The following is a 22061-nucleotide window of genomic DNA, read 5'->3' as shown; positions in this document are numbered from 1 at the left end:
CGCGTGGCCGCCTTCGAATACCTCGCCCTCGACGGCAAAGGTCGCCAGCAGAAAGGTGTGCTGGAAGCTGACAGCGCGCGCCAGGTGCGGCAGATTCTGCGTGAACGGCAACTGGCGCCGCTGGATGTCAAAGCCACGCGCACCCGTGAACAGGCTGGGGCAGGCTCGCATTTTAGTTTTGCTCGGGGTATTTCCGCGCGTGATCTGGCGCTGATCACCCGTCAATTGGCAACCCTGGTGCAAGCGGCGCTGCCAATTGAGGAAGCCCTGCGTGCAGCTGCAGCTCAGGCCAGTTCGCCGCGTATCCAAAGTATGCTGCTGGCGGTGCGTGCGCGGGTGCTGGAAGGTCATGACCTGGCCAGCAGCCTGAAAGAATTCCCCTCGGCTTTTCCCGAGCTGTACCGTGCCACGGTGGCGGCGGGCGAGCATGCTGGCCACCTGGGTCCGGTGCTGGAACAGTTGGCCGATTACACCGAACAACGTCAGCAGTCGCGGCAGAAAATCCAACTGGCGCTGCTTTATCCACTGATTCTGATGTGCGCTTCTTTGCTGATCGTCGGCTTCCTGCTCGGTTATGTGGTGCCGGACGTGGTGCGAGTTTTTGTCGACTCCGGGCAAACCCTGCCGGCGCTGACTCGGGGTCTGATAGCCCTGAGCGATTGGGTCAAAGGCTGGGGTTGGTTGGCGGTAATTCTCGCCATCCTGGGCGTGTTCGCCCTGCGCTGGGCGTTGCGTGATGATGCAGTCAAAGCGCGCTGGCACGGCTTTCTGCTGCGCATCCCGCTGGTGGGACGCTTGATTCGTGCCACTGACTGCGCACGTTTTGCTTCGACCCTGGCCATTCTGACCCGCAGCGGCGTACCGCTGGTTGAAGCCCTGGGCATCGGCGCACAGGTAATCGCCAATCGAGTGATTCGCGCCGATGTGGTGATTGCCGCGCAGAAGGTGCGCGAGGGCGGCAGCCTGACCCGGGCGCTGGAGGCTAGCGGGCAGTTTCCGCCGATGATGCTGCATATGATCGCCAGCGGTGAGCGCTCCGGCGAGCTGGATCAGATGCTGGCACGCACAGCGCGCAATCAGGAAAACGATTTGGGTGCCCAGGTGGCGCTGCTGGTGGGGCTGTTCGAGCCCTTTATGCTGGTCTTTATGGGGGCGGTGGTGCTGGTGATCGTACTGGCCATTCTGCTGCCGATTCTGTCTCTCAATCAGTTGGTGGGGTAAGCAGTGAACAAGCGTCAATCCGGTTTTACGCTGATCGAAATCATGGTGGTGGTAGTCATTCTCGGCATCCTCGCCGCGTTGGTGGTGCCACAGGTGATGAGCCGGCCCGATCAGGCCAAAGTCACCGTGGCCAAGGGCGATATCAAGGCCGTGGCGGCCGCGCTGGATATGTACAAGCTGGATAACCATGCCTACCCGAGCACCCAGCAGGGCCTGGAAGCGCTGGTGAAGAAACCTTCTGGCAACCCGCAGCCGAAAAACTGGAACCGCGACGGTTACCTCAAGCGCTTGCCGATCGATCCGTGGGGCAACGTCTACCAATACCTGGCACCGGGCACCAAGGGGGCTTTCGACCTGTATTCCCTGGGCGCCGACGGCAAGGAAGGCGGCAGTGATCAGGATACCGATATCGGTAACTGGGACCTCTGATCCTCATGCGCCAGCAACCGAGCCAGGCTGGGGGCTTTACCCTGATCGAACTGCTGGTGGTGCTGGTGATTCTCGGCAGCCTGATCGGTATTGCGGTGCTCAGCGTGGGCATCGCCGGTCCTGGACGCGAGTTGCATAACGAAGCCGAACGGCTGGCCGGGTTGATTGGCGTGCTGGCCGAGGAAGCGGTGCTGGATAACCAGGAGTACGGCCTGCTGCTCAGTCGTGAGGCCTACCAAGTGCTGCGCTACGACTCGGCGAAGCAGAGTTGGCAGGCCTTGTCGGCCAAGCCGCATAAGCTGCCGGGCTGGGCCGAGCTGAGTGTCGAGCTGGAAGGTGCGGCGCTGGAGCTACCGCTGCCAGAGGGCGAAGAACCCAGCAAAGGTGCACTGACGCCGCAGTTGTTGTTGCTCTCGAGCGGGGAAATCAGTCCGTTTCGTTTGCGCTTGGCCGAGCGCCGCGCCGATGGGCTGCGCCTGCAATTGGTCAGTGATGGTTTTCAGCTGCCCAAGGTTGAGAGTGAGCAGCCGGCAGGGCGCAAACGATGAGGCGCGCGGGCGGTTTTACCCTGCTTGAGGTGCTGGTTGCTTTGGCAATTTTTGCGCTGGTCGCCGCTAGCGTACTGACGGCCACCGCGCGCAGCCTGCAAACCGCCTCGCGGTTGGAAGAAAAGACCCTGGCCATGTGGATCGCCGACAACCAGCTGGCGGAGTTGCAGTTGTCGAAGACTTCGGTTGCTGATGGCCGCGACCAGGGCGAGGTGGATTTCGCAGGGCGGCGCTGGCAATGGCAAAGCGAGGTGCTGGCCACCAGTGAGGCAGATATGCGCCGCGTCACCCTGTGGGTCGCGCCCGCAGAGCAGGGGCGTTTAGGCGGTGATGTGCGTGAGCGCGCAGTGGTCAGCCTGAATGGTTTTCTCGGGGTGCTGCAATGAGGGGCGCGCGCGGTTTTACCCTGCTTGAATTGCTGATCGCCATCGCCATCTTTGCCCTGCTGGGGCTGGGCACCTACCGCATGCTTGACAGCGTGCTGCAAACCGACAGGGTCACCCGTGACCATGAACTGCAACTTCGCGAGCTGGTGCGCGCCATGGCTGCATTCGAACGCGATGTGTTGCAGGTGCAGGCCAGGCCCACACGTGATCCCTTTGGTGATCCACGCGCCGCTTTGGTTGGTGAGGACCTGGATAACCCAGCCCTGGAGCTGACCCGCAGCGGTTGGCGCAATCCGCTGGGGCAGTCGCGCTCCGGTTTGCAGCGGGTGCGCTGGCAGCTCAGTGGCGAGCAGTGGCAACGTCAGTACTGGACGGTGCTGGATCAGGCGCAAGACAGTCAGCCGCAGGTGCAACAGGCGCTGGATGGGGTGACCCGACTGCAGTTGCGTTATCTGGATCAGGAAGGCAGCTGGCAGACCAGTTGGCCGCCCCTGGGCAACAACCCGGACGATGCACTCAAGCTGTTGCCGCAGGCCGTTGAACTGGTGCTGGAGCATCGCCGTTATGGTGAGCTGCGCCGTGTGCTGCGCCTGCCCGAAGGCTTGCCGGAGCGTCTGCAACAGGCGCCCGAGCCTAGCCCGGACGATCCTGCGGAGCCCGGCGGCGATATTCCCGAGGAGCCGCGCTCATGAGTCGGCAACGCGGCATGGCGCTGATTACCGTGTTGCTGGTGGTAGCGGTGGTCACTGTGGTCAGCGCCGGGATTATCGCCCGTCAGCAACTGTCGATCCGCAGCAGCGCTAATCAGCTGCATGTGCGCCAGGCCTGGCAGTACGCCCTGGGTGGCGAGACCCTGGCCAAGGCCGTTCTGCAGCGCGACCTGCGCGAAGGTGACCCGCGTGCGCCGGTGGATCATCCGGGCGAGGCCTGGGCCAAAGCCCGAGCGCCCTTTGCCCTGGATGAGGGCGGCGCCTTGCGGGTGCAGATCACCGATCTGACCGCACGTTTCAACCTCAACAGCTTGCTGCGTCAGGGCCAGCCTAATGAGGCCGCCGTGGCGCAATTTCGTCGTCTGCTGCTGGGGTTGCAGATCGAAGCGCCTTACGCCGAGCGGCTGCTCGATTGGCTGGATGCCGATGATCAGCCAGGCGGCGGTTACGGTGCGGAAGACAATCAGTACCTGCTCGCGCAGCCACCTTATCGCGCAGGCAACCGCGAGTTGAAGGATGTCTCCGAGCTGCGCCTGTTGCTGGAAATGACCGAGGCGGATTACCAGCGCTTATTACCTTATGTCAGCGCCTTGCCGGCGGATGCCACGCTTAACGTCAATACCGCCAGCGCGCACGTGCTGGCCAGCGTGGCTGAAGGGTTGCCGCTGAGTACTGCTCAGGGCCTGGTCGCCGCGCGGGGCAGTGAGGGCTATCGTGATTTACCGAGCTTTACCGCGCAGCTGAGCGGCTTGCAGGTGCAGAGCCAAGGGTTGGCTGTGGGTAGTCAATATTTTCAGGTGCTCAGCGAGGTCACTGTGGGTGAGCGCCGTCAGGTTTTACGCAGTACCTTGCAGCGCGCCAGCGATGGCAAGTTGTATGTTCTAGCCCGTGATTTGGGGCAGGGCGGTATGCCGCCGGCGCCCGTTGAGGAAGTCGAACCATGAGTCAGACCTATGTATTTCTGCCTCCCGCCGCCTGTGCTGGCGCGCAGGCGGATCTACCCGTGCACAGGGTGGCCGACGGGGTAAGTGAAACCCTGGCGTTTGGTGACGCGCAGATGCAGCTTGCCACTAGCTGGACCCTGGTCCTGCCCGTTGAGGCGGTAACGGCCTGCGCGGTTAACCTGCCGACGCGCAAAGCCCGCTGGCTGCGTCAGGCGTTGCCGTTTGCGGTGGAAGAGCTGCTTGCCGAAGAAGTCGAACTGATGCACCTGGCGTTGGGCGAGCAATTGGCCGATGGCCGTCACCGGGTGTTTGCCGTGCGCCGCAGCTGGTTGGCCGGCTGGCTGGCGTTGTGCCCCGCAGCGCCGCAGGCGATTGTGGTGGATGCCGATCTGTTGCCCGGGCCGGGTACTGCGCTCTTGCCGCTGCATGGCCGCTGGTTGCTGGGCGGCGAAAATGTCTCGCAAATGGCGCTGCAGGCGCAGGACTGGCCGCAGCTGAGCCCCTTGTGTGTGCAACCGCAGGTGGCCTGGTGTGATTCTCAGCATCAAGCGCCACAGCCGGTAGATGAACGCATGGCGGTGACCGAGCCCTTTGTTTGGCTCGCTCAACAGCCGCTGCGCAATAACCTGGCCCAGGGCGAGTTCGCCGTGCAAAGCAGTAATGGCCACTGGCAACGCTGGCGGCCCTTGCTGGGGCTGGTCGGCATGTGGCTGGTGCTGCAGTGGGGCTTCAATCTGGCGCAGGGCTGGCACCTGCAGCGTCAGGCCGATGAATACGCTGCCTCCAGCGCCGCGTTGTACAAGGAGCTGTTCCCGCAGGACAGCAAGCTGGTCAACCTGCGTGCGCAGTTTGATCAGCATCTGCAGGCAGGCGCGGGCAGTGGGCAAACCCGTCTGCTCGGCTTGCTTGCCCAGGTCAGCGGCGCGTTGGCTGCTGAGGGCGGCCAGGTGCAGATCAGTCAGGTGGATTTCAGTGAAGTACGTGGCGATCTGGCCATGCAGGTACAGGCTGCCGGCTTTGCCGAACTGGAGCGTCTGCGTGAGCGCTTGCAAGAAACTGGCTTGGCGGTGCAGTTGGGCTCAGCCAGCCGTGAAGGCAGTGGCGTCAGCGCGCGCGTGGTGATCGGAGGATGAGCATGGTTCCGCAAGGCAAAGGCTTTACCGCGCAATTGGATAATTCGCTGTTGCTGCAGCGCTGGCGTGCTCTGGCGCCGCGTGAGCAGTTCTCGCTTGGTGGCTTGGGCGCGTTTCTGCTGCTGGTGTTGCTCTACCTGACACTCTGGCAACCGACGCAGGAGCGCCTGGCCGCTGCGCGCAATGCGTTTGAAACGCAGCGCGAGTTGAATGCCTACCTGCATAGCCAGGCGCCGGCGGCGCGCAATCTGGCCAGTACCCCGCAGCAGGCGATTGATCCGGAGCGGCTGCAAGGCATGGTCACGGCCTCGGCGGCAATCCAGGGGCTGACCATCGAGCGGTTGGACAATTCCGGCGATGGTGCTGTGCAGCTCAATCTGCAGCCGGCGCCTTTTGCCCAGTTGCTGCGTTGGTTCACTGTGCTGCAGGAGCAGGGCGTGCAAATCGCTGAAGCCGGGTTAGATCGTGCTGAGGACAATAAAGTGGCTGCCCGGCTCAGCCTGCGGGTGGCGCAATAAGGGTGCGGCGTGCCCTGCGATAGCACCTGGCAAGGGCAGCGTTTTTTGCACTTTTTTAGAAAAACTTGAAGCAGGGTGTTGACTTAGGTGCGGCCCTTGCGTAAATTTCGCGCCTCGCAAGCAGCGGGTGATTAGCTCAGCTGGGAGAGCATCTGCCTTACAAGCAGAGGGTCGGCGGTTCGATCCCGTCATCACCCACCACTCTTGTGAAACCGGACGAAAGTCCACCGACGCGCAGCGGTAGTTCAGTCGGTTAGAATACCGGCCTGTCACGCCGGGGGTCGCGGGTTCGAGTCCCGTCCGCTGCGCCATATTTTCCAGTTTGAGTTCGCTCAAGCTGAGATGAAGAAGCCCTAAAGGCTGCTTCGTCAGACGAAGCAAGAGTTGTACGGACGAAAGTCCACCGACATGCAGCGGTAGTTCAGTCGGTTAGAATACCGGCCTGTCACGCCGGGGGTCGCGGGTTCGAGTCCCGTCCGCTGCGCCATATAGGAAGCCCGCTGATAGCGATATCAGCGGGTTTTTTATTGCCTGCAATTCCTTGTCATGCGTCGCTAGAGCTGTCGCGCGACAACCTGTCATCTTGCGTTCATCTGCCTGCTCTAGCTTGATTGGCATGTTCTTTGTTTATGCAATGAGCAGTCGCTGACATATCGAGTGGGAGGAATAGGCAATGGACGATTATCAAGAAGAGCTGCTGGAAGCGCGCGCCACCGAGCAGGATGTGCCGGAGCGCGACGAAGACGCCACCGAGCTCTGATCCTTTTAGCGCTGCTAGAGCGCTCGGCGCTGCTCGCGGCGATATTCGCCTGGGGTTTGCTGGTTCCAGCGTTTGAACGCGCGCTGGAAGGCTTCGGCCGAGGCAAAGCCGAGCAGGTAGGCGATTTCACCGAAGGCCAGTTCGGTGTCGCGGATATAGGCCATGGCCAGGTCGCGGCGGGTGTCGTTGAGAATGCTGCGAAACTGCGTGCCTTCCTCGGCCAGCTTGCGCCGCAGGGTCCAGGTCGGTAGCTGCAGGCGCGCGGCTACTTCGGCGAGGTCCGGTTCGCGGCCGTGCAGCAATGGGCCGAGCAGCTGAGTAATGCGCTCGCGCAGGTTACGGGTGCGGGTCAGCTGCGTCAGTTCCCGTTCACAGATTTCCATCAGGTGCCGCCAGGTGCTTGGGCAGTGCTCCGGGTTGCGTAGGTTCAAGCTTTGCTGACTCAGGCGCAGCTGGTTGTGTTCACTGGCAAATTCCACCGGGCAGGCAAACAGCGCGGCGTATTGCACCGCATAGTCAGGTGCAGGAAATTCGATCTGCACTTTCTCCACGGGCAGGTCCTGTTGCGCCAGCTTGCACAGTTGCTGTGCCCAGCTGGCCAGCACTGAGTCGACCACGAAGCGGTTGTAAGCGTTGTATGGGCTTATCGAATAGAAGCGCAGCCAGGCGCCCTGAGCGTCTTCATGCAGACTGGATTGGCCACGGTAGTTGCTGGCATACAGCGGCTCAAAGCGAATCAGCGCGCGCGCCGCTTCCCGCACGGTCGGTGCCTGCATCGCCGTCACACCTGCCAGGCCCAGTTGGCTCAGGCGGCTGGTTTGCCCCATCAGCAGGCCCAGGCCGGGTTCGCCGCATTGCTGGATGGCACTATGACCCAGGCGCATATAACGCGGGATCGACAGCCGCGCGCGCGGCTCGGCCAGGCGTGCGGCATCCAGGCCATAACTGTCGAGCAGCGGTTGTGGGTCCTCGGCGCAATGGCGCATGGCGTCGGCCAGACTGTCGACAAATCCTACCGAGAGGTCACCGAGTTTGACCCGTGTGCTTTTCAGCATTGCGTCGTTATCCCGACTGCGCCCAATCGTGTTGGGCATTTAGACAAGGCCGCCAGGGTAGGCAGGCGTATGGGTTTTGCCAAGAGCTGCTGATCTTTTTGATCATTAGGTTGTTACTTTTAGTCATTGAGCTGTTCGGCGCGGCTGATTATCGTCTAGACCATATTCGACCGCGACCCGCTAAGAGGTTGCGGCATCCGTGAAAGCCAACACCCGATGTGGAGATATCCATGACTGCTCTGTACCCCAATCTGCTGGCCCCGCTTGATCTGGGCTTCACCACGCTGAAGAACCGCACCCTGATGGGCTCGATGCACACCGGGTTGGAAGAAAAGCCTAATGGTTTTGAGCGCATGGCGGCGTATTTCGCCGAGCGTGCCCGTGGTGGCGTTGGCTTAATGGTCACCGGTGGTATCGGCCCGAACGATGAAGGTGGTGTGTATTCCGGCGCAGCCAAGCTGACCACCCCGGAAGAAGCCGAAAAGCACAAGATCGTGACCCGCGCTGTGCACGCTGCGGACGGCAAGATCTGCATGCAGATTCTCCACGCCGGTCGCTACGCCTACAGCCCTAAATCGGTAGCGCCGAGCGCGATCCAGGCGCCGATCAACCCGTTCAAGCCGAAAGAGCTGGACGAGGAAGGCATAGAGAAGCAGATCCAGGATTTCATCACCTGCTCCGTGCTGGCCCAGCAGGCCGAGTACGACGGTGTGGAGATCATGGGGTCGGAAGGTTATTTCATTAACCAGTTCCTTGCCGCGCACACCAACCACCGTACCGACCGTTGGGGCGGTAGCTACGAGAACCGCATGCGTTTGCCGGTGGAGATCGTCCGTCGCGTACGTGAGGCCGTCGGCCCGAACTTCATCATCATCTATCGCCTGTCGATGCTGGATCTGGTTGAAGGCGGCAGCACCTGGGACGAGATCGTCCTGTTGGCCAAAGCCATCGAAAAAGCCGGCGCGACCCTGATCAATACCGGCATCGGCTGGCATGAAGCGCGTATTCCGACCATCGCCACCAAGGTGCCGCGCGCCGCGTTCACCAAGGTCACCGCCAAGCTGCGCGGCGAGGTCAGTATTCCGCTGATCACCACCAACCGCATCAACACCCCGGAAGTGGCCGAGCAAGTGCTGGCTGAGGGTGACGCTGACATGGTCTCCATGGCGCGTCCATTCCTCGCCGACCCAGACTTCGTCAACAAAGCGGCCGAAGGTCGCAGCGATGAGATCAACACCTGCATCGGTTGTAACCAGGCCTGCCTGGACCACACCTTTGGTGGCAAGCTGACCAGCTGCCTGGTCAACCCACGTGCTTGCCACGAGACCGAGCTGAACTACATTCCGACCACTACGGTGAAGAAGGTTGCCGTGGTCGGTGCTGGTCCTGCTGGCCTGTCAGCGGCCACCGTGGCCGCTGAGCGTGGTCACAGCGTGACCCTGTTCGATTCGGCCAGCGAAATCGGCGGCCAATTCAACGTGGCCAAGCGTGTGCCGGGCAAGGAAGAGTTCTTTGAAACCCTGCGCTACTTCAAGCGCAAGCTGGAAACCACAGGCGTTGATCTGCGCTTGAACACCCGCGTATCGGCTGATGACCTGGCTAAGGGCGGCTACGACGAGATCATCCTGGCCACCGGTATTGCGCCACGCACCCCGGCTATTCCGGGTATCGAACACGCCAAAGTAATCAGCTATCTAGACGCCATTCTGCAGCGCAAGCCGGTTGGCCAGAAGGTCGCGGTGATTGGCGCCGGTGGCATCGGCTTCGACGTGTCCGAGTTCATTACCCATCAGGGCGAGTCCACCAGCCTCAACCGCGAAGAGTTCTGGAAAGAGTGGGGCATCGACACTGCGCTGGAAGCTCGCGGCGGCGTGGCGGGCGTGCAGGCCCATCCGCATCCGGCGGCGCGTGAAGTGTTCCTGCTGCAGCGCAAAAAATCCAAGGTCGGCGATGGCTTGGGCAAGACCACGGGCTGGATCCATCGCACCGGTCTGAAAAACAAGAACGTGCAGATGCTCAACTCGGTCGAGTACCTCAAGGTCGACGACGCCGGCCTGCATATCAGCATCGCCGGTGGCGAGCCGCAGGTGTTACCGGTGGACACGGTGATTGTTTGCGCTGGCCAGGACCCGTTGCGTGAACTGCAGGAAGGCCTGGAAAACGCCGGGCAGAGCGTGCACCTGATTGGTGGTGCCGATGTCGCCAGTGAGCTGGATGCCAAACGTGCAATCAACCAGGGCTCGCGCCTCGCTGCCGAACTCTAACGCAGCCGACGCCCCGCCTAGTGCGGGGCGTTTTGCATACGGCTTACAACAATAAGGAGAAGCCCGTGTCCGAAAATTCTCAACTACAAGCGGCCGCCGCCGCTACGCTCGCGCAATGGCATGCTCTGATGCAGAACAACGACCTGCGCAGCCTGCCGGAATTGCTGCATCCGCAAGCGGTGTTCCGTTCGCCCATGGCCTACAAACCCTATGCCGGTGCGCCCATGGTGTCGCTTATCCTTAACACGGTGAGCAAGGTGTTTGTCGACTTTGCCTACCACCGCGAGCTAGCCAGCGCTGATGGTCTCAATGTGGTACTGGAATTCAGTGCCAAAGTGGGTGAGCGCGAGCTGAAGGGTATCGACATGATTCGCTTCGATGAGGCCGGCAAAATTGTCGAATTTGAAGTGATGGTGCGCCCCATGAGCGGTCTGCAGGCCCTAGGTGAAGAAATGGGTCGGCGGCTGGCCCCTTTTTTGGCCGCGGCAAAAGCCTGAGACGTTGCACCAAACCCATCACAGTTTCGCCCTGTCGGCCTGTTTTTAGCGGTCTGGTGGCAGGGTGACTGCCAACCCAGTCACATTGCTGGGCTTGGTTTTTCCCCTAGACTTGCCTGAACAAGGTTATAGCGCCTGCAACATAGGTATTGCTTAGCCCGTCAGATTGTTGGCAGTCTTGTCATGTGCGCCATTTTTTGCGCAGCATGATCAAGATGAGTGACCGCTGAGCGGAGCCCCGTTTCGGCCTAGAGGAAAAGCGATGAGCATGCAGAACAAGCCACAGATGGTTGAGGCCGTACTGTTCTTCAGTGAGCGCGGTGGCATCTGCAAGCAAATGTTTTTCCCTGAGTTCGAAGCGTTGCTCGATGGCGTAGTGAATATGCCGGAGTTCGCCGACGAGCAGATGCGGGTGGCCTATGTGCTGATCAACCCGCGCTTGCTGATCAAGGCGCTGGTGTTTTTCTACCTCGATTTCGACGAAAAGGGTGCGCCGGATTCCGGTTGGAATATCCCCTTGCAGGCTTTGGCTGAGCGGGCAGGGCGCGGCCCTGATCTGGGTGCCGGACCGATTCGCCTGGCGTGCCGCAGCCAGTGTCCGGTGTCCTGGCACCAGATGCACCTGTGGGACCCCAGCCTGACCCCAGGCAATAACGACCTGGCACTGCTGCGCGATGTGGTCAAACGCAATAGCTTGGGGCTTCTCGCCGAAGATGAAAGCACTCAGGCAGTGGCCCCTGAGCGCTTGCAAATGGCTTCGGAGGATAAGTGGTACGCACCTGATCCCGCTCAGGAAGAAGCTGCCAAGGCCACCGAGAAGCTTGATCAGGAACAGCGTCTGAAAGCTGCACAACTGATCAAGCAGCAACGTCTGCGCATCAGCAGCCTGACCCAGCAGCATGAGGAAGAGCTGGCCAAGTTCAAGTTGGCCAGCGACGAGCAGAGCAAGAACTTGCAGGCGCAAATCCACGGTCTGCACCAGGCATTGCGTCAGCAAGAAGAGCACAATGCTGCGTTGAAGGCGCAGCTGGCTGCACAGGCGGCCAGTTTCCAGACCTCCCGTGAGGAGATGACCGAGCAACTGCGGGCGCTGGAACGTGATGGTCGCAGTGAGAGTGACAGCTTGCGCGCGCAGTTCGAAGGCGAGATGCAGGCCAAGATTGCCTCTGCAGTGGCTGAATACAAAGAGCAGATTGCCATTCGCGATGTCGAGCTGGCTTATCGCGGCGAGCAGGACACGCAAGCGCTGCAGGAGATCAATCGCCTCAAACGTGCATACGCCGATCTGGCCAGTCAGGGCGGTGATCAGATTCTCGAGCGCCTGGCCAAGCTCGGTGTGGTCTTTGTGGTCTATCACCCAGGCGCGGGTCACCTGACCATCCCGCTGCAGGACATCGCTGCCTACCAGGACAACCCGCTGGCTTATGCCGCTGCCAAGTGTTTTGTCAGCGAAGAGCAATACCGTCACTGGTTGGCGCATTATCAGAAACCGAGTTGTGAGGCTTCTTTGCCCAGTGGCGAGCGTTGCGCCATCCCCATCGACCGTATCGATACGCCGAGCCGTTTTGTTTTGGGTGAATCCAATTGCTGTGCGCGGCACAAAGCCAGTAGCCGTTTGCGCACTGTCAGTTAACCTTGTCTGTTGTCCTGCCTGAGTGGGCGCCCCATGCCCCGTTGCGGCACTTTCCGTTGGATTGGTCGGTGGCTGCTGGAGTTGAGCTGGCGGTGCTGCGCCTTGACCTGCTCGACCCACTTATCAGCGGTAATAAATGGTTCAAGCTCACCCATCATCTGCGCGCTGCAGAGGTCGCTGGCGCCTCGGGCTTGATCAGCCTGGGCGGCGCGCATTCCAATCATCTGCATGCCCTGGCCGCTGCCGGTAAACGTTTCAATTTCCAGACGGTCGGGCTCCTGCGCGGCCATCCGCAGCAGACTCCGACTGTGGATGATCTGCAGGCCTTCGGTATGCAGCTGCACTGGCTGGGTTATGCGGGCTACCGGGCTCGACATGCGGCTGATTTCTGGTTGCCATGGCAAGCGCTTTATCCGGGTTTCTATCCAGTGCCGGAGGGCGGTGGTGGTCTGCCGGGTGCGCTGGGGTGTATGGGCTTGGTGCAGCACGTTCGCCAGCAGCTTCCAGCTCTGGGGTGGGCTGATTACGATGCCTGGTGGTTGGCAGCAGGGACGGGCACCACGCTGGCCGGTTTGCTGCTCGGTGAAGCGGCTGCGCATCCGGTGCATGCGGCGCTCGCTGTACCGGCGGATCATGGCGTCGAGCAGCAGGTGCAAACGATTATTCAGGCGGCCGGTATGCCGGTGGGGTCTTATCAGCTGCATGAGGCCAGCCGTGGTGGATTTGCCAAGGTGGATGCTGAATTGCTCCATTTTATGCAGGCGGCAGAAACGCAGAGTGGTGTGCCGCTGGAGCCGCTGTATACCGCCAAGGCATTAATGGCGTTGCGCCAGCAGGTCGAGGCCGGTTACTTTGCTCGCGGCAGTCGTTTGGTGTTTGTGCACACGGGCGGCTTGCAGGGCCGTGCCGCGGCCTTGCAGCAGGCGGCGAAAGCATGATCGGCCGATTAACCCAGCTACACTGAATTTCACCAGCGGAGCCTGGATACTCCATGAGCGAACCTCTTAACCCCGAACAGTTGCGCAGCCTGACGCCACTCAATGTGCTGTCTGAACAGCAATGGCGCGAATTGCGTGCGCAGTTGGTGCCGCAACCGTTGTTGGCGGGTCAGTTGTTGTTTCGCCCGGGGGATCAGGCGCGGCTGACCTATTACTTGCTGGCGGGTGAGCTATTGCTGCAATCGGTCGATGGCCAGGCGCAGCGCTTACAGGCTGGCAGTGAGGCCAGTTGTCATCCGTTGTCGCCGAGCCTGCCGCGCTTGCACGAAGCGAGGGCACTGACTGATGCCAGTGTGCTGGCGTTAGACACCGCGACCCTCAACCGGCTGCTGACCTGGCGCCTGGCTTATCAGGATCTGCTACTCGAACTGGGGCAGGATCATGCCGAAGTCGAATGGTTGGAACGGCTGTTGGAAAACCCACTGTTTGCCAAGGTGCCGCCGTCTAACGTGCGCGCTATGTTGGCACGCCTGCAGCGTGTCGAGCTGGCCGCAGGCAGTACCGTGCTGCAGGAGGGTGATATCGGTGACAGCTGCTATTTCCTGAAAAATGGTCGTGCCGAGGTGATCCGCGGTGCGGGCAGCGCGCAGCAGGTGTTGGCCGAGCTGGAGATCGGCGCCTGCTTTGGTGAGGAGGCCTTGCTGGCCGACAGCCCACGCAATGCCACGGTAACCATGCTGGAAGATGGTGTGGTACTGCGTCTGGATCGTCAGGATTTCTTTGCGTTGCTGAAGGCTCCGGTGGTCGATGAGGTGTCGCTCGGCGAAGCATCACGTTTGCTGGCGGCGGGTGCGCAGTGGTTGGATGTGCGTCTGCAGGAAGAATACGAGCGTGCCCATGCGCTGCAGTCGCTGAATATGCCGTTGCAATTGCTGCGTCTGAAAGCGCGCTTACTGGATAAGGCGCGTACTTATCTGTGTTACTGCGACAGCGGCAAGCGCAGCAGCAGTGCAGTGTTTCTACTTTCGCAGCTTGGCTATCGCGCCTATGCACTGCGTGATGGGGTGGATGCCTTGCCGGCGGTCCAGCGTGATGCGCTGCTCTGTGAGAGTGGTTCGGGCTATCTCGCGCGCTCAGGCGGTCGAACCGAGCGCAGCCTCTGAGCTAGTCGCCCGGTTGCGCGGGCCAGTGGTCATTGACCAAAAATACTCGCTCGGCTTCCAGCCAATCATTCTGTGGGCCTTCAATCAGGCGTACGAGCAGCTGTGCGTTAGCATCGCTCGGTAGTGCCGCAAGCCATTGATTGAAATGCTCCAGCGGCCATAAACACGCTTCCTCAATACACGCAGGCGCTAGCCAGGCGTGACGGTCCAATGGCTGCCATTGACCGGGGGTGTGCATGGCAAAATCGCTCCAGTCAGCACGATGCAGCCAACGCCCACGCAGGTGTTCAGGGTTGCCCTCTGCCGGCGCGGCATAGGATGGCTGCTGCCAGGGATAGAACAGATAACCGCCCAGCCACAGCGCCGCCTGTGGCCGTTGAATATTCAGCTCGGATAAGCGCTGTTGGGCTTCGGCGCGGGCCGACAACGGCAACTGGTGCTGGCCTAGATGCATTAGCTTGAGATCCAGGCGGTCGTGGCTGCCGGGGCCCAGCCAGTGCGCCAGATCCGTGCCATTGCATGACGGCTGACCCAGATACAGCTTGATGGCCAACTCCAGGTGATGCACGCCTTCCTCGTCACGCAGCAGCATGTCCAGCTCACCTAGGGTATGACCGTGTTGGCGGATGGGCAGGTTGGCGACCAGTACCTCGACACCCGGTGCGGCATTCAGGGCAAACTGCCAGAGCCGTTCGTAATACAGCCCCAGGCGGCGGATTGATCGTTGGCTTAGCCACTGCTGCAAATCATGGCTGTCGGCATCCAGGCTCAGCAGCCAGTCCGCCAAAGCGTCGGGTTGCTGGCTCCAGCGACTGGCTTTGAGTGGATGACGCTGTGGCCAGGGTGTTTGTTCCAGCAACGACGGCGAGAGCAGCGCCCAGGCCAGGTCGCGCACAGCAGGCTGGCGCAACTGCGAAGGCAGGTCGGTGAGCAGAGGAAAGGGCGTCATGTTGCGAGCATAGCGCTTCAAGGCTAAGTGGCGTCGACTGTGCATTGATACGGCGGGTTTAAAAACCATTCACGCGTTCTCAACGGGTTGTTAATCGATGCCATAGGCAGTCAGCGGTTTGCCGCTGCCATGGGCTTTCGCCCATAATCCGACCCATTAGATCCAGAGCCTGGCGGGAGCACCATGGAGCAGTTTCGTAATATCGGCATCATCGGTCGACTGGGCAGCACCCAGGTTCTCGACACCATTCGCCGGCTGAAGAAATTTCTGCTCGCCCGCCACCTGCATGTGATCCTCGAAGACACCATCGCCGAAGTACTGCCGGGCCATGGCTTGCAGACCTCGTCGCGCAAGATTCTCGGCGAGGTGTGCGACCTGGTGATCGTGGTCGGCGGCGATGGCAGCATGTTGGGCGCTGCCCGCGCCCTGGCGCGGCATAAGGTGCCGGTGCTGGGCGTAAACCGTGGCAGCCTGGGCTTTCTCACCGATATTCGCCCCGATGAACTGGAAGTCAAAGTGGCCCAGGTGCTTGAAGGGCATTACCTGACCGAGAACCGCTTTCTGCTGGAGGCCGAGGTGCGCCGTAATGGCGAGGCCATCGGCCAGGGCGATGCACTCAACGATGTGGTGCTGCACCCGGGTAAGTCCACGCGGATGATCGAGTTCGAGCTGTTTATTGATGGCCAGTTCGTCTGCAGTCAGAAGGCCGACGGTTTGATTGTCGCCACACCGACCGGCTCCACGGCCTATGCGCTGTCCGCTGGCGGCCCGATCATGCACCCCAAGCTGGACGCCATCGTGATTGTGCCGATGTACCCGCACACGCTGTCCAGTCGACCGATTGTGGTGGATGGCAACAGCGAGCTGAAAATCGTCGTGTCCAAGGATCTGCAGCTCTATCCGCAGGTCTCCTGTGATGGACAGAATCACTTCACCTGCGCCCCCGGTGACACGGTCACCGTGGCCAAACGGCCGCAGAAGCTGCGCCTGATTCATCCGCTGGATCACAACTATTACGAAGTCTGTCGGAACAAGTTGGGCTGGGGTAGCCGGCTTGGCGGGGGGGCTTGATGCACCTCGATCCCGCTCGCGGTTACGACCTGATCGGCGATATCCATGGCTGCGCAAAAACCTTGGAACGCCTGCTCAGCACCCTGGGCTACCGCCAGCAGGCGGGGGTGTGGCAGCACCCTAAGCGTATGGCGATCTTTCTGGGCGATCTGGTCGATCGTGGCCCGCGTATCCGTGAAGCGTTGCATCTGGTGCGCGATATGGTTACGGCCGGACAGGCGCTATGCATCATGGGTAACCATGAGTTCAATGCCTTGGCCTGGAGTACGCCGGCCGCGCCTGGCAGCGGTCGGCAGTTTGTCCGTGAGCACACGCCACGGCATGCTCGGCTGATCAAGGAAACCCTGGAGCAGTTCGACGCTTACCCGGCGGAGTGGCAGGGTTTTCTCGACTGGTTCTACGAGTTACCGCTGTTTATCGATGCTGGGCATTTCCGTGTGGTGCATGCCTGTTGGGATGACAGCCTGATTGAGCCGCTGCGTGCGCAGTTTGCCGATGGCTGCATCGATGAGCATTTTCTCCAAGCCGCTGCCGTGCATGGCAGTTTTGCCAATACCGCGCTGGATCGACTGCTGCGCGGCACTGACATGCGTTTGCCACATGGCATGACCCTGACCAGCGATGACGGCTTTACCCGCGCGCACTTTCGCACCAAATTCTGGGAAGAAGACCCACAAACTTACGGCGATATTGTCTTCCAGCCTGATGCTCTGCCGGAACTGGCAGCGCAGATGCCGCTCAGCGAAATGCAGAAAACTGAACTGCTTAAATACGGTGCTGATCAGCCGCTGCTGTTTGTTGGCCACTACTGGCGCAGCGGCAAACCAGCGCCGATTCGCAGCAACCTGGCCTGCCTGGATTACAGCGCCGTCTTGAACGGCAAACTGGTGGCCTATCGGTTGGATCAAGAGGCGCGTCTGGAGGCCAGTAAGTTTGTGTGGGTCGATGTCGACAGTCCGGAGGCGCGGCCATGAGTGCAGTCGCGGCAATGCGTTTGCCTGAGCATGTCGATCTGAGTGGTTTTATTACCTTGTTGCAGCGCTTAAAGGTGCCGCATCGGGTCGCGGAAGAGGCGGGCGAGCAGGTGCTCTGGGTGCCCGGTGAGCAACTGGCCGAGCAAGTGCGCGAACTTTATGGGCGCTATCCGCTGGGCGATGCTGAGGTGTTGCTTGAGCCGTCACAGGCTTCTAAAAATAGTGCTCCGGGCTTTGTTCAGCAGCTGAAAAACAGCCCGTTAACGGCAATCATGCTGGCGCTGACTTTCGTGGTCTTTGCTGTCACAGGTACAGGCGAGAATTACACGACAGTCCGCTGGTTTAGTTTTGTCGATTTTCGCATTCAGGATGGCCACATCTACCTGGCTTACCTGAATGAGACCCTTGCCAGCAGCCAATGGTGGCGCCTGTTGACGCCGATGTTGATCCATTTAGGCTGGTTGCATCTGGCCATGAACAGTCTTTGGTATTGGGAGCTGGGGCGGCGGATCGAGGCACGTCAGGGTGCCATGATGTTATTGGGGCTGAGCCTGCTGTTCAGTTTGACGGCCAATTTCGCCCAGTACCTGCATGCCGGCCCATCGCTGTTTGGCGGCTTGTCCGGGGTGCTGTATGGCTTACTTGGGCATTGCTGGATCTTCCAGCGGTTGGCACCTACTCCCGCCTATCGGCTGCCGCCAGGGGTATTGGTAATGATGCTTGCCTGGCTGCTGATCTGTATGACCGGCATTTTCGAGCTGCTGCAATTCGGCGCTATCGCCAACGCGGCGCATGTCGGCGGCCTGCTTGCCGGTTGTTTGACCGGGCTGGTCGGTGGCGCGCTGGCGCGTCGGCGACACAGTTAGTTCTTCTACAGGCTGGTAAACTGCCACTTTGCATTTGGAGGCGCGTATGTCGTCCTTTCTTGAAGCGATTGAAAACATCACCCCTGAGATCTACCAGAGCCTGAAATTGGCTGTGGAAATTGGCAAATGGCCGGATGGCCGCAAGCTGACTCAGGAGCAGAAAGAGCTGACCCTGCAGGCGCTGATCGCCTGGGAAACGCACAACCTGCCGGAAGAAGAGCGCATCGGTTATATGGGCCCGCAGGAATGCAGCAGCAAATCTGCGCCTATCCCCAATCTGTTGTTCAAATCCTCGGATACCCTGCACTGATGAGTGAGTTGGCCCGTGGTGCCCTGAGCAAAATGGCGGCGCAGCTGGATGCGCCGGTGCAATACAGCTTTCGCTTAGGCGATGAGTTGCTGCCGGTTAATCCGCTGATCGGCAAGAGCCTGCGCCTGGAGTTTCTCGGCGCGATCCACTGCACGCATTGCGGGCGCAAAACCAAGAGCAGCTTCAGCCAGGGTTATTGCTATCCCTGCATGCAGAAGCTGGCGCAGTGCGATATCTGCATCATGAGCCCGGAGCGCTGCCACTATGACGCAGGCACCTGCCGCGAGCCGAGCTGGGGCGAGCAGTTCTGCATGACCGATCATGTGGTCTATCTGGCTAACTCCAGCGGCATTAAAGTCGGCATTACCCGGGCCACGCAGATCCCTACGCGTTGGATCGACCAGGGCGCGACGCAAGCGCTGCCGATTCTGCGGGTCGCCACGCGTCAGCAGTCAGGCTTTGTCGAAGATCTATTGCGTAGCCAGGTGGCGGATAAAACCAATTGGCGCGCCTTGCTCAAGGGCGATGCCGCGCCGGTGGATCTGCTTGCCGTACGCGAGCAGCTGTTTGCCACGTGCAGCAGCGGGCTGACCGAGTTGCAGCAGCGCTTTGGCATTCAGGCCATTCAGCAGCTCAGTGATCAGCCGGTGGTGCAGATCAGCTATCCGATTGACGCCTACCCGGCCAAGATCACCAGCTTCAATCTGGACAAGAATCCGCTGGCCGAAGGCACCTTGCTGGGCATCAAGGGCCAGTACCTGATGTTCGACACCGGCGTGATCAATATCCGCAAATACACCGCTTACCAGCTGGCCGTCCACGAACTGGCCGCCTGAGTTACTTATTCGCGAACCCGGCGCCCGCGCGCCGCAGACAAAGGGCCACAAGCCATGCGCACCGAACAGCCGAAGATGATCTACCTCAAGGACTACCAGGCCCCGGATTATCTGATTGATGAAACGCACCTGACCTTCGAGTTGTTCGAGGACCATACCCTGGTGCATGCGCAACTGGTGATGCGCCGTAATCCGGCTGCGGGTAGCGGCCTGCCGCCGCTGGTGCTGGATGGTCAGCTGCTTGAGCTGCTCAGTGTGGCGCTCGATGACCGCGAGCTGAGCGCCGGCGATTACCAGCTGAGCGACAGCCATCTGACTGTGCAGCCCACTAGCGCCAGCTTCGTGATCGACAGCAGCGTGCGCATTCACCCGGAAAGCAACACCGCGCTGGAAGGGCTGTACAAGTCCAGCGGCATGTTCTGCACCCAATGCGAGGCCGAGGGTTTCCGCAAGATCACCTATTACCTCGACCGCCCGGACGTGATGAGCAAGTTCACCACCACCCTGAGCGCCGCGCAGCATGACTACCCGGTGCTGCTCTCCAACGGTAACCCGATTGCCAGTGGCACTGAAGAGGGCGGTCGTCACTGGGCGACCTGGGAAGATCCGTTTATGAAACCGGCTTACCTGTTCGCCCTGGTAGCCGGTGACCTCTGGTGCGTAGAAGACAGCTTCACCACCATGAGCAACCGTGACGTGGCGCTGCGCATCTATGTCGAGCCGGAAAACATCGACAAATGCCAGCACGCCATGGACAGCCTGAAGAAATCCATGAAGTGGGATGAAGAGGTCTACGGTCGCGAGTACGACCTGGACATCTTTATGATTGTCGCGGTCAACGACTTCAATATGGGCGCCATGGAAAACAAGGGCCTGAATATCTTCAACTCCAGCTGTGTGCTGGCCAAGGCCGAAACCGCTACCGATGCCGCTCACCAGCGCGTTGAAGCGGTGGTGGCGCATGAGTACTTCCACAACTGGTCTGGCAACCGCGTGACCTGCCGCGACTGGTTCCAGCTGTCGCTCAAGGAAGGCTTTACCGTATTCCGCGATGCCGAGTTTTCGGCCGATATGCATTCGCGTACGGTTAAGCGCATCGAGGACGTAGCCTACCTGCGCACCCACCAGTTCGCTGAAGACGCCGGCCCCATGGCCCACCCGGTACGCCCGGACGCCTTTATGGAGATTTCCAACTTCTACACCCTGACGGTGTACGAGAAAGGCTCGGAAGTGGTGCGCATGATCCGCACCCTGGTCGGTGCCGAGGGTTTCCGCAAAGGCAGCGATCTGTATTTTGAGCGGCATGACGGCCAGGCCGTCACCTGTGATGACTTTATCTGCGCCATGGAAGAAGCCAGCGGCATTGACCTGACCCAGTTCAAGCGCTGGTACACCCAGGCCGGCACGCCACGTCTCGACGTCAGCGAAGCCTATGACGAGGCGGCGCAGACCTACAGCCTGACCTTCCGCCAGAGCTGCCCGGCCACGCCGGGGCAGAGCGAAAAGCTGCCGTTCGTGATTCCAGTGGCGCTCGGCCTGCTCGATGCCCAGGGCAATGAGCTGCCGCTGCGCCTGCAGGGCGAAAGCGCGGCGCAGGGCACCAGTCGCGTTTTGTCGGTGACTGAAGCCGAGCAGACCTTCACCTTCGAGGGCGTCACCGAGAAACCGTTGCCCTCCTTGCTGCGCGGCTTCAGCGCCCCGGTCAAGCTGCACTTCCCCTACAGCCGTGACCAACTGATGTTCCTCATGCAGCACGACAGCGACGGCTTCAACCGCTGGGAAGCCGGCCAGCAGCTGTCCGTGCAGGTACTGCAGGAACTGATTGGCCAGCACCAGCGTGGTGAAGCCCTGGTGCTGGATCAGCGTCTGGTCACCGCGCTGCGCACCCTGCTTGAAGACGAGTCGCTGGATCAGGCCATGGTCGCCGAGATGCTGTCGCTGCCGGGCGAGGCCTATCTCACCGAAATCAGTGAGGTGGCGGATGTCGAGGCCATCCACGCCGCGCGCGAGTTCGCTCGCAAGGCGCTGGCTGACGCGCTGTTCGCTCCACTGTGGGCGCGCTACCAGGCCAACCGTGAAGTCTCCAAGGCCACGCCTTACGTGGCCGAGGCGGCGCACTTCGCCCGTCGCAGCCTGCAGAACATCGCGCTGTCCTACCTGATGCTCAGCGAGAAGCCTGAAGTGCTGGCGGCTTGCGTCGATCAGTTCGACAACGCCGACAACATGACCGAGCGCCTTGCCGCGCTGGCTGTGCTGGTCAACTCGCCGTTCCAGGAAGAGCAGGGTAAGGCCCTGGCCATGTTCGCCGACTTCTTCAAGGACAACGCGCTGGTCATGGATCAGTGGTTCAGCGTGCAGGCTGGTTGCCCGCTGCCGGGTGGTCTGGAGCGTGTGCATGCACTGATGCAGCACGAAGCCTTCACCCTGAAGAACCCGAACAAGGTGCGTGCCCTGATCGGTGCCTTCGCTAACCAGAACCTGATCAACTTTCACCGCGCGGACGGGGCGGGCTACCGCTTTCTTGCCGACCAGGTGATCACCCTCAATGCCCTCAACCCGCAGATCGCTTCGCGTCTGCTGGCTCCGCTGACCCGCTGGCGCAAGTACGGTTCGGCGCGTCAGGCACTGATGAAGGCCGAGCTGGAGCGCATCCTCGCTTCCGGCGAGCTGTCCAGTGATGTCTATGAAGTGGTGAGTAAAAGCCTGGCCTAAGGCTGATGCCGCTTAGGCAAGGCTGCGGAAGCTCTGTTTCGTAGGAGCCCCGCCCCGGGGCGAAGCTTTTCAGGTTCGCGGCGAGGCGCCGCTCCTACACACTCGGTACGTCGACGCTTGACTGGTTGGCTTTAGGCCTGAAAC

21 protein-coding genes and 3 tRNA genes are annotated in these 22061 nt (G+C 60.9%); 22 read left to right on the top strand and 2 right to left on the bottom strand.

Features of this window, described 5'->3' with window-relative positions; genetic code table 11:
• The first annotated feature begins 3 nt into the window (after nucleotides 1-3).
• The 11 genes from xcpS to HBN63_RS00375 all read left to right on the top strand — a co-directional run bounded on the left by xcpS (nucleotide 4) and on the right by HBN63_RS00375 (nucleotide 6376).
• A complete protein-coding gene (gene xcpS / locus HBN63_RS00425; protein ID WP_170047988.1) occupies nucleotides 4-1221 on the top strand; it encodes a GspF family T2SS innner membrane protein variant XcpS in 1218 nt (405 codons plus the stop codon).
• 3 nt (nucleotides 1222-1224) lie between these two features.
• On the top strand, nucleotides 1225-1650 hold the full coding sequence (gene gspG / locus HBN63_RS00420; protein ID WP_090252278.1) for a type II secretion system major pseudopilin GspG: 426 nt from the start codon (nucleotides 1225-1227) through the stop codon (nucleotides 1648-1650).
• Between the two features lie 5 nt (nucleotides 1651-1655).
• Nucleotides 1656-2198, top strand: a complete 543-nt coding sequence (gspH, locus tag HBN63_RS00415; RefSeq protein ID WP_090252280.1) for a type II secretion system minor pseudopilin GspH — start codon at nucleotides 1656-1658, stop codon at nucleotides 2196-2198.
• Nucleotides 2195-2584 (top strand): type II secretion system minor pseudopilin GspI, encoded by a 390-nt coding sequence (gene gspI, locus HBN63_RS00410; protein ID WP_170047987.1) that lies wholly within the window; start codon nucleotides 2195-2197, stop codon nucleotides 2582-2584. The genes gspH and gspI overlap by 4 nt, the downstream gene beginning before the upstream one ends.
• On the top strand, nucleotides 2581-3276 hold the full coding sequence (gene gspJ, locus HBN63_RS00405) for a type II secretion system minor pseudopilin GspJ (RefSeq protein ID WP_170047986.1): 696 nt from the start codon (nucleotides 2581-2583) through the stop codon (nucleotides 3274-3276). The genes gspI and gspJ overlap by 4 nt, the downstream gene beginning before the upstream one ends.
• Nucleotides 3273-4238 carry a type II secretion system minor pseudopilin GspK gene (gspK, locus tag HBN63_RS00400; RefSeq protein ID WP_170047985.1) on the top strand — a complete coding sequence of 322 codons (966 nt, stop codon included), beginning with the start codon at nucleotides 3273-3275 and terminating at the stop codon, nucleotides 4236-4238. Before gspJ ends, gspK begins: the two co-directional genes overlap by 4 nt.
• Nucleotides 4235-5371, top strand: a complete 1137-nt coding sequence (gspL, locus tag HBN63_RS00395; RefSeq protein WP_170047984.1) for a type II secretion system protein GspL — start codon at nucleotides 4235-4237, stop codon at nucleotides 5369-5371. The genes gspK and gspL overlap by 4 nt, the downstream gene beginning before the upstream one ends.
• The gene (locus HBN63_RS00390; protein WP_170047983.1) at nucleotides 5368-5889 is read left to right on the top strand and encodes a type II secretion system protein M; all 522 of its coding nucleotides are present in this window, start codon (nucleotides 5368-5370) and stop codon (nucleotides 5887-5889) included. The genes gspL and HBN63_RS00390 overlap by 4 nt, the downstream gene beginning before the upstream one ends.
• Nucleotides 5890-6014: 125 nt before the next feature.
• Nucleotides 6015-6090: transfer RNA gene (locus HBN63_RS00385), tRNA-Val, on the top strand.
• A 33-nt stretch (nucleotides 6091-6123) separates the two neighbouring features.
• Nucleotides 6124-6200 (top strand) — tRNA-Asp (locus HBN63_RS00380).
• Between the two features lie 99 nt (nucleotides 6201-6299).
• Nucleotides 6300-6376: transfer RNA gene (locus HBN63_RS00375), tRNA-Asp, on the top strand.
• A gap of 287 nt (nucleotides 6377-6663) precedes the next feature.
• Here the strand turns inward: HBN63_RS00375 and HBN63_RS00370 are convergent.
• Nucleotides 6664-7701 carry an AraC family transcriptional regulator gene (locus HBN63_RS00370; RefSeq protein WP_170048242.1) on the bottom strand — a complete coding sequence of 346 codons (1038 nt, stop codon included), beginning with the start codon at nucleotides 7699-7701 and terminating at the stop codon, nucleotides 6664-6666.
• A gap of 233 nt (nucleotides 7702-7934) precedes the next feature.
• On the opposite strand from HBN63_RS00370, the gene HBN63_RS00365 reads away from it, so the two are divergent.
• From HBN63_RS00365 to HBN63_RS00345, 5 genes are all read left to right on the top strand, one after another.
• Complete coding sequence (locus HBN63_RS00365; RefSeq protein WP_170047982.1) at nucleotides 7935-9968, top strand: NADPH-dependent 2,4-dienoyl-CoA reductase; 2034 nt, start codon at nucleotides 7935-7937, stop codon at nucleotides 9966-9968.
• 65 nt (nucleotides 9969-10033) lie between these two features.
• Nucleotides 10034-10465: a nuclear transport factor 2 family protein gene (locus HBN63_RS00360; protein WP_167145200.1), complete on the top strand. Its 432-nt coding sequence runs from the start codon at nucleotides 10034-10036 to the stop codon at nucleotides 10463-10465.
• Nucleotides 10466-10727: 262 nt separating this feature from the next.
• Nucleotides 10728-12098, top strand: coding sequence for a chromosome partitioning protein ParA (locus HBN63_RS00355; protein WP_167145198.1), 1371 nt, complete (start codon nucleotides 10728-10730; stop codon nucleotides 12096-12098).
• A 2-nt stretch (nucleotides 12099-12100) separates the two neighbouring features.
• Complete coding sequence (locus HBN63_RS00350; RefSeq protein WP_170047981.1) at nucleotides 12101-13036, top strand: pyridoxal-phosphate dependent enzyme; 936 nt, start codon at nucleotides 12101-12103, stop codon at nucleotides 13034-13036.
• Between the two features lie 53 nt (nucleotides 13037-13089).
• Nucleotides 13090-14199, top strand: a complete 1110-nt coding sequence (locus HBN63_RS00345) for a cyclic nucleotide-binding domain-containing protein (RefSeq protein WP_170047980.1) — start codon at nucleotides 13090-13092, stop codon at nucleotides 14197-14199.
• Nucleotide 14200: 1 nt separating this feature from the next.
• On the opposite strand, the gene HBN63_RS00340 is transcribed toward HBN63_RS00345, so the two are convergent.
• Entirely contained in the window at nucleotides 14201-15148 is a 948-nt protein-coding gene (locus tag HBN63_RS00340; RefSeq protein ID WP_170047979.1) for a DUF1853 family protein, read from the bottom strand.
• Nucleotides 15149-15331: 183 nt separating this feature from the next.
• Here HBN63_RS00340 and HBN63_RS00335 point away from each other — a divergent pair, with 183 nt between their 5' ends.
• Genes HBN63_RS00335 through pepN form a run of 6 tightly spaced genes read left to right on the top strand, consistent with a single transcriptional unit; the run spans nucleotide 15332 to nucleotide 21917 of the window.
• The gene (locus HBN63_RS00335; RefSeq protein WP_090252309.1) at nucleotides 15332-16219 is read left to right on the top strand and encodes an NAD(+) kinase; all 888 of its coding nucleotides are present in this window, start codon (nucleotides 15332-15334) and stop codon (nucleotides 16217-16219) included.
• On the top strand, nucleotides 16219-17193 hold the full coding sequence (locus HBN63_RS00330; RefSeq protein WP_170047978.1) for a metallophosphoesterase: 975 nt from the start codon (nucleotides 16219-16221) through the stop codon (nucleotides 17191-17193). Before HBN63_RS00335 ends, HBN63_RS00330 begins: the two co-directional genes overlap by 1 nt.
• Complete coding sequence (locus HBN63_RS00325; protein ID WP_170047977.1) at nucleotides 17190-18059, top strand: rhomboid family intramembrane serine protease; 870 nt, start codon at nucleotides 17190-17192, stop codon at nucleotides 18057-18059. The genes HBN63_RS00330 and HBN63_RS00325 overlap by 4 nt, the downstream gene beginning before the upstream one ends.
• 46 nt (nucleotides 18060-18105) lie before the next feature.
• Complete coding sequence (locus tag HBN63_RS00320) at nucleotides 18106-18369, top strand: DUF1315 family protein (RefSeq protein WP_090252318.1); 264 nt, start codon at nucleotides 18106-18108, stop codon at nucleotides 18367-18369.
• Nucleotides 18369-19205, top strand: a complete 837-nt coding sequence (locus HBN63_RS00315) for a DUF2797 domain-containing protein (protein WP_178093000.1) — start codon at nucleotides 18369-18371, stop codon at nucleotides 19203-19205. Before HBN63_RS00320 ends, HBN63_RS00315 begins: the two co-directional genes overlap by 1 nt.
• A gap of 54 nt (nucleotides 19206-19259) precedes the next feature.
• On the top strand, nucleotides 19260-21917 hold the full coding sequence (pepN, locus tag HBN63_RS00310; RefSeq protein WP_170047976.1) for an aminopeptidase N: 2658 nt from the start codon (nucleotides 19260-19262) through the stop codon (nucleotides 21915-21917).
• Nucleotides 21918-22061 lie beyond the last annotated feature (144 nt).

This window comes from Pseudomonas sp. WS 5011 (genome assembly GCF_012985775.1).
In the GTDB taxonomy this organism is placed as follows: domain Bacteria; phylum Pseudomonadota; class Gammaproteobacteria; order Pseudomonadales; family Pseudomonadaceae; genus Aquipseudomonas; species Aquipseudomonas peli.
This window is presented reverse-complemented; position numbering and strand designations above follow the sequence as displayed.

What these genes read in the sequence shown, in the direction of transcription:
- gspH (WP_090252280.1), top strand. Translation starts at nt 1,656, where the DNA reads ATGCGCCAGCAACCGAGCCAGGCTGGGGGCTTTACCCTGATCGAACTG.
- gspI (WP_170047987.1), top strand. Translation starts at nt 2,195, where the DNA reads ATGAGGCGCGCGGGCGGTTTTACCCTGCTTGAGGTGCTGGTTGCTTTG.
- gspJ (WP_170047986.1), top strand. Translation starts at nt 2,581, where the DNA reads ATGAGGGGCGCGCGCGGTTTTACCCTGCTTGAATTGCTGATCGCCATC.
- gspK (WP_170047985.1), top strand. Translation starts at nt 3,273, where the DNA reads ATGAGTCGGCAACGCGGCATGGCGCTGATTACCGTGTTGCTGGTGGTA.
- gspL (WP_170047984.1), top strand. Translation starts at nt 4,235, where the DNA reads ATGAGTCAGACCTATGTATTTCTGCCTCCCGCCGCCTGTGCTGGCGCG.
- HBN63_RS00390 (WP_170047983.1), top strand. Translation starts at nt 5,368, where the DNA reads ATGAGCATGGTTCCGCAAGGCAAAGGCTTTACCGCGCAATTGGATAAT.
- HBN63_RS00365 (WP_170047982.1), top strand. Translation starts at nt 7,935, where the DNA reads ATGACTGCTCTGTACCCCAATCTGCTGGCCCCGCTTGATCTGGGCTTC.
- HBN63_RS00355 (WP_167145198.1), top strand. Translation starts at nt 10,728, where the DNA reads ATGAGCATGCAGAACAAGCCACAGATGGTTGAGGCCGTACTGTTCTTC.
- HBN63_RS00345 (WP_170047980.1), top strand. Translation starts at nt 13,090, where the DNA reads ATGAGCGAACCTCTTAACCCCGAACAGTTGCGCAGCCTGACGCCACTC.
- HBN63_RS00340 (WP_170047979.1), bottom strand. Translation starts at nt 15,148, where the DNA reads ATGACGCCCTTTCCTCTGCTCACCGACCTGCCTTCGCAGTTGCGCCAG.
- HBN63_RS00335 (WP_090252309.1), top strand. Translation starts at nt 15,332, where the DNA reads ATGGAGCAGTTTCGTAATATCGGCATCATCGGTCGACTGGGCAGCACC.
- HBN63_RS00330 (WP_170047978.1), top strand. Translation starts at nt 16,219, where the DNA reads ATGCACCTCGATCCCGCTCGCGGTTACGACCTGATCGGCGATATCCAT.
- HBN63_RS00325 (WP_170047977.1), top strand. Translation starts at nt 17,190, where the DNA reads ATGAGTGCAGTCGCGGCAATGCGTTTGCCTGAGCATGTCGATCTGAGT.
- HBN63_RS00320 (WP_090252318.1), top strand. Translation starts at nt 18,106, where the DNA reads ATGTCGTCCTTTCTTGAAGCGATTGAAAACATCACCCCTGAGATCTAC.
- HBN63_RS00315 (WP_178093000.1), top strand. Translation starts at nt 18,369, where the DNA reads ATGAGTGAGTTGGCCCGTGGTGCCCTGAGCAAAATGGCGGCGCAGCTG.
- pepN (WP_170047976.1), top strand. Translation starts at nt 19,260, where the DNA reads ATGCGCACCGAACAGCCGAAGATGATCTACCTCAAGGACTACCAGGCC.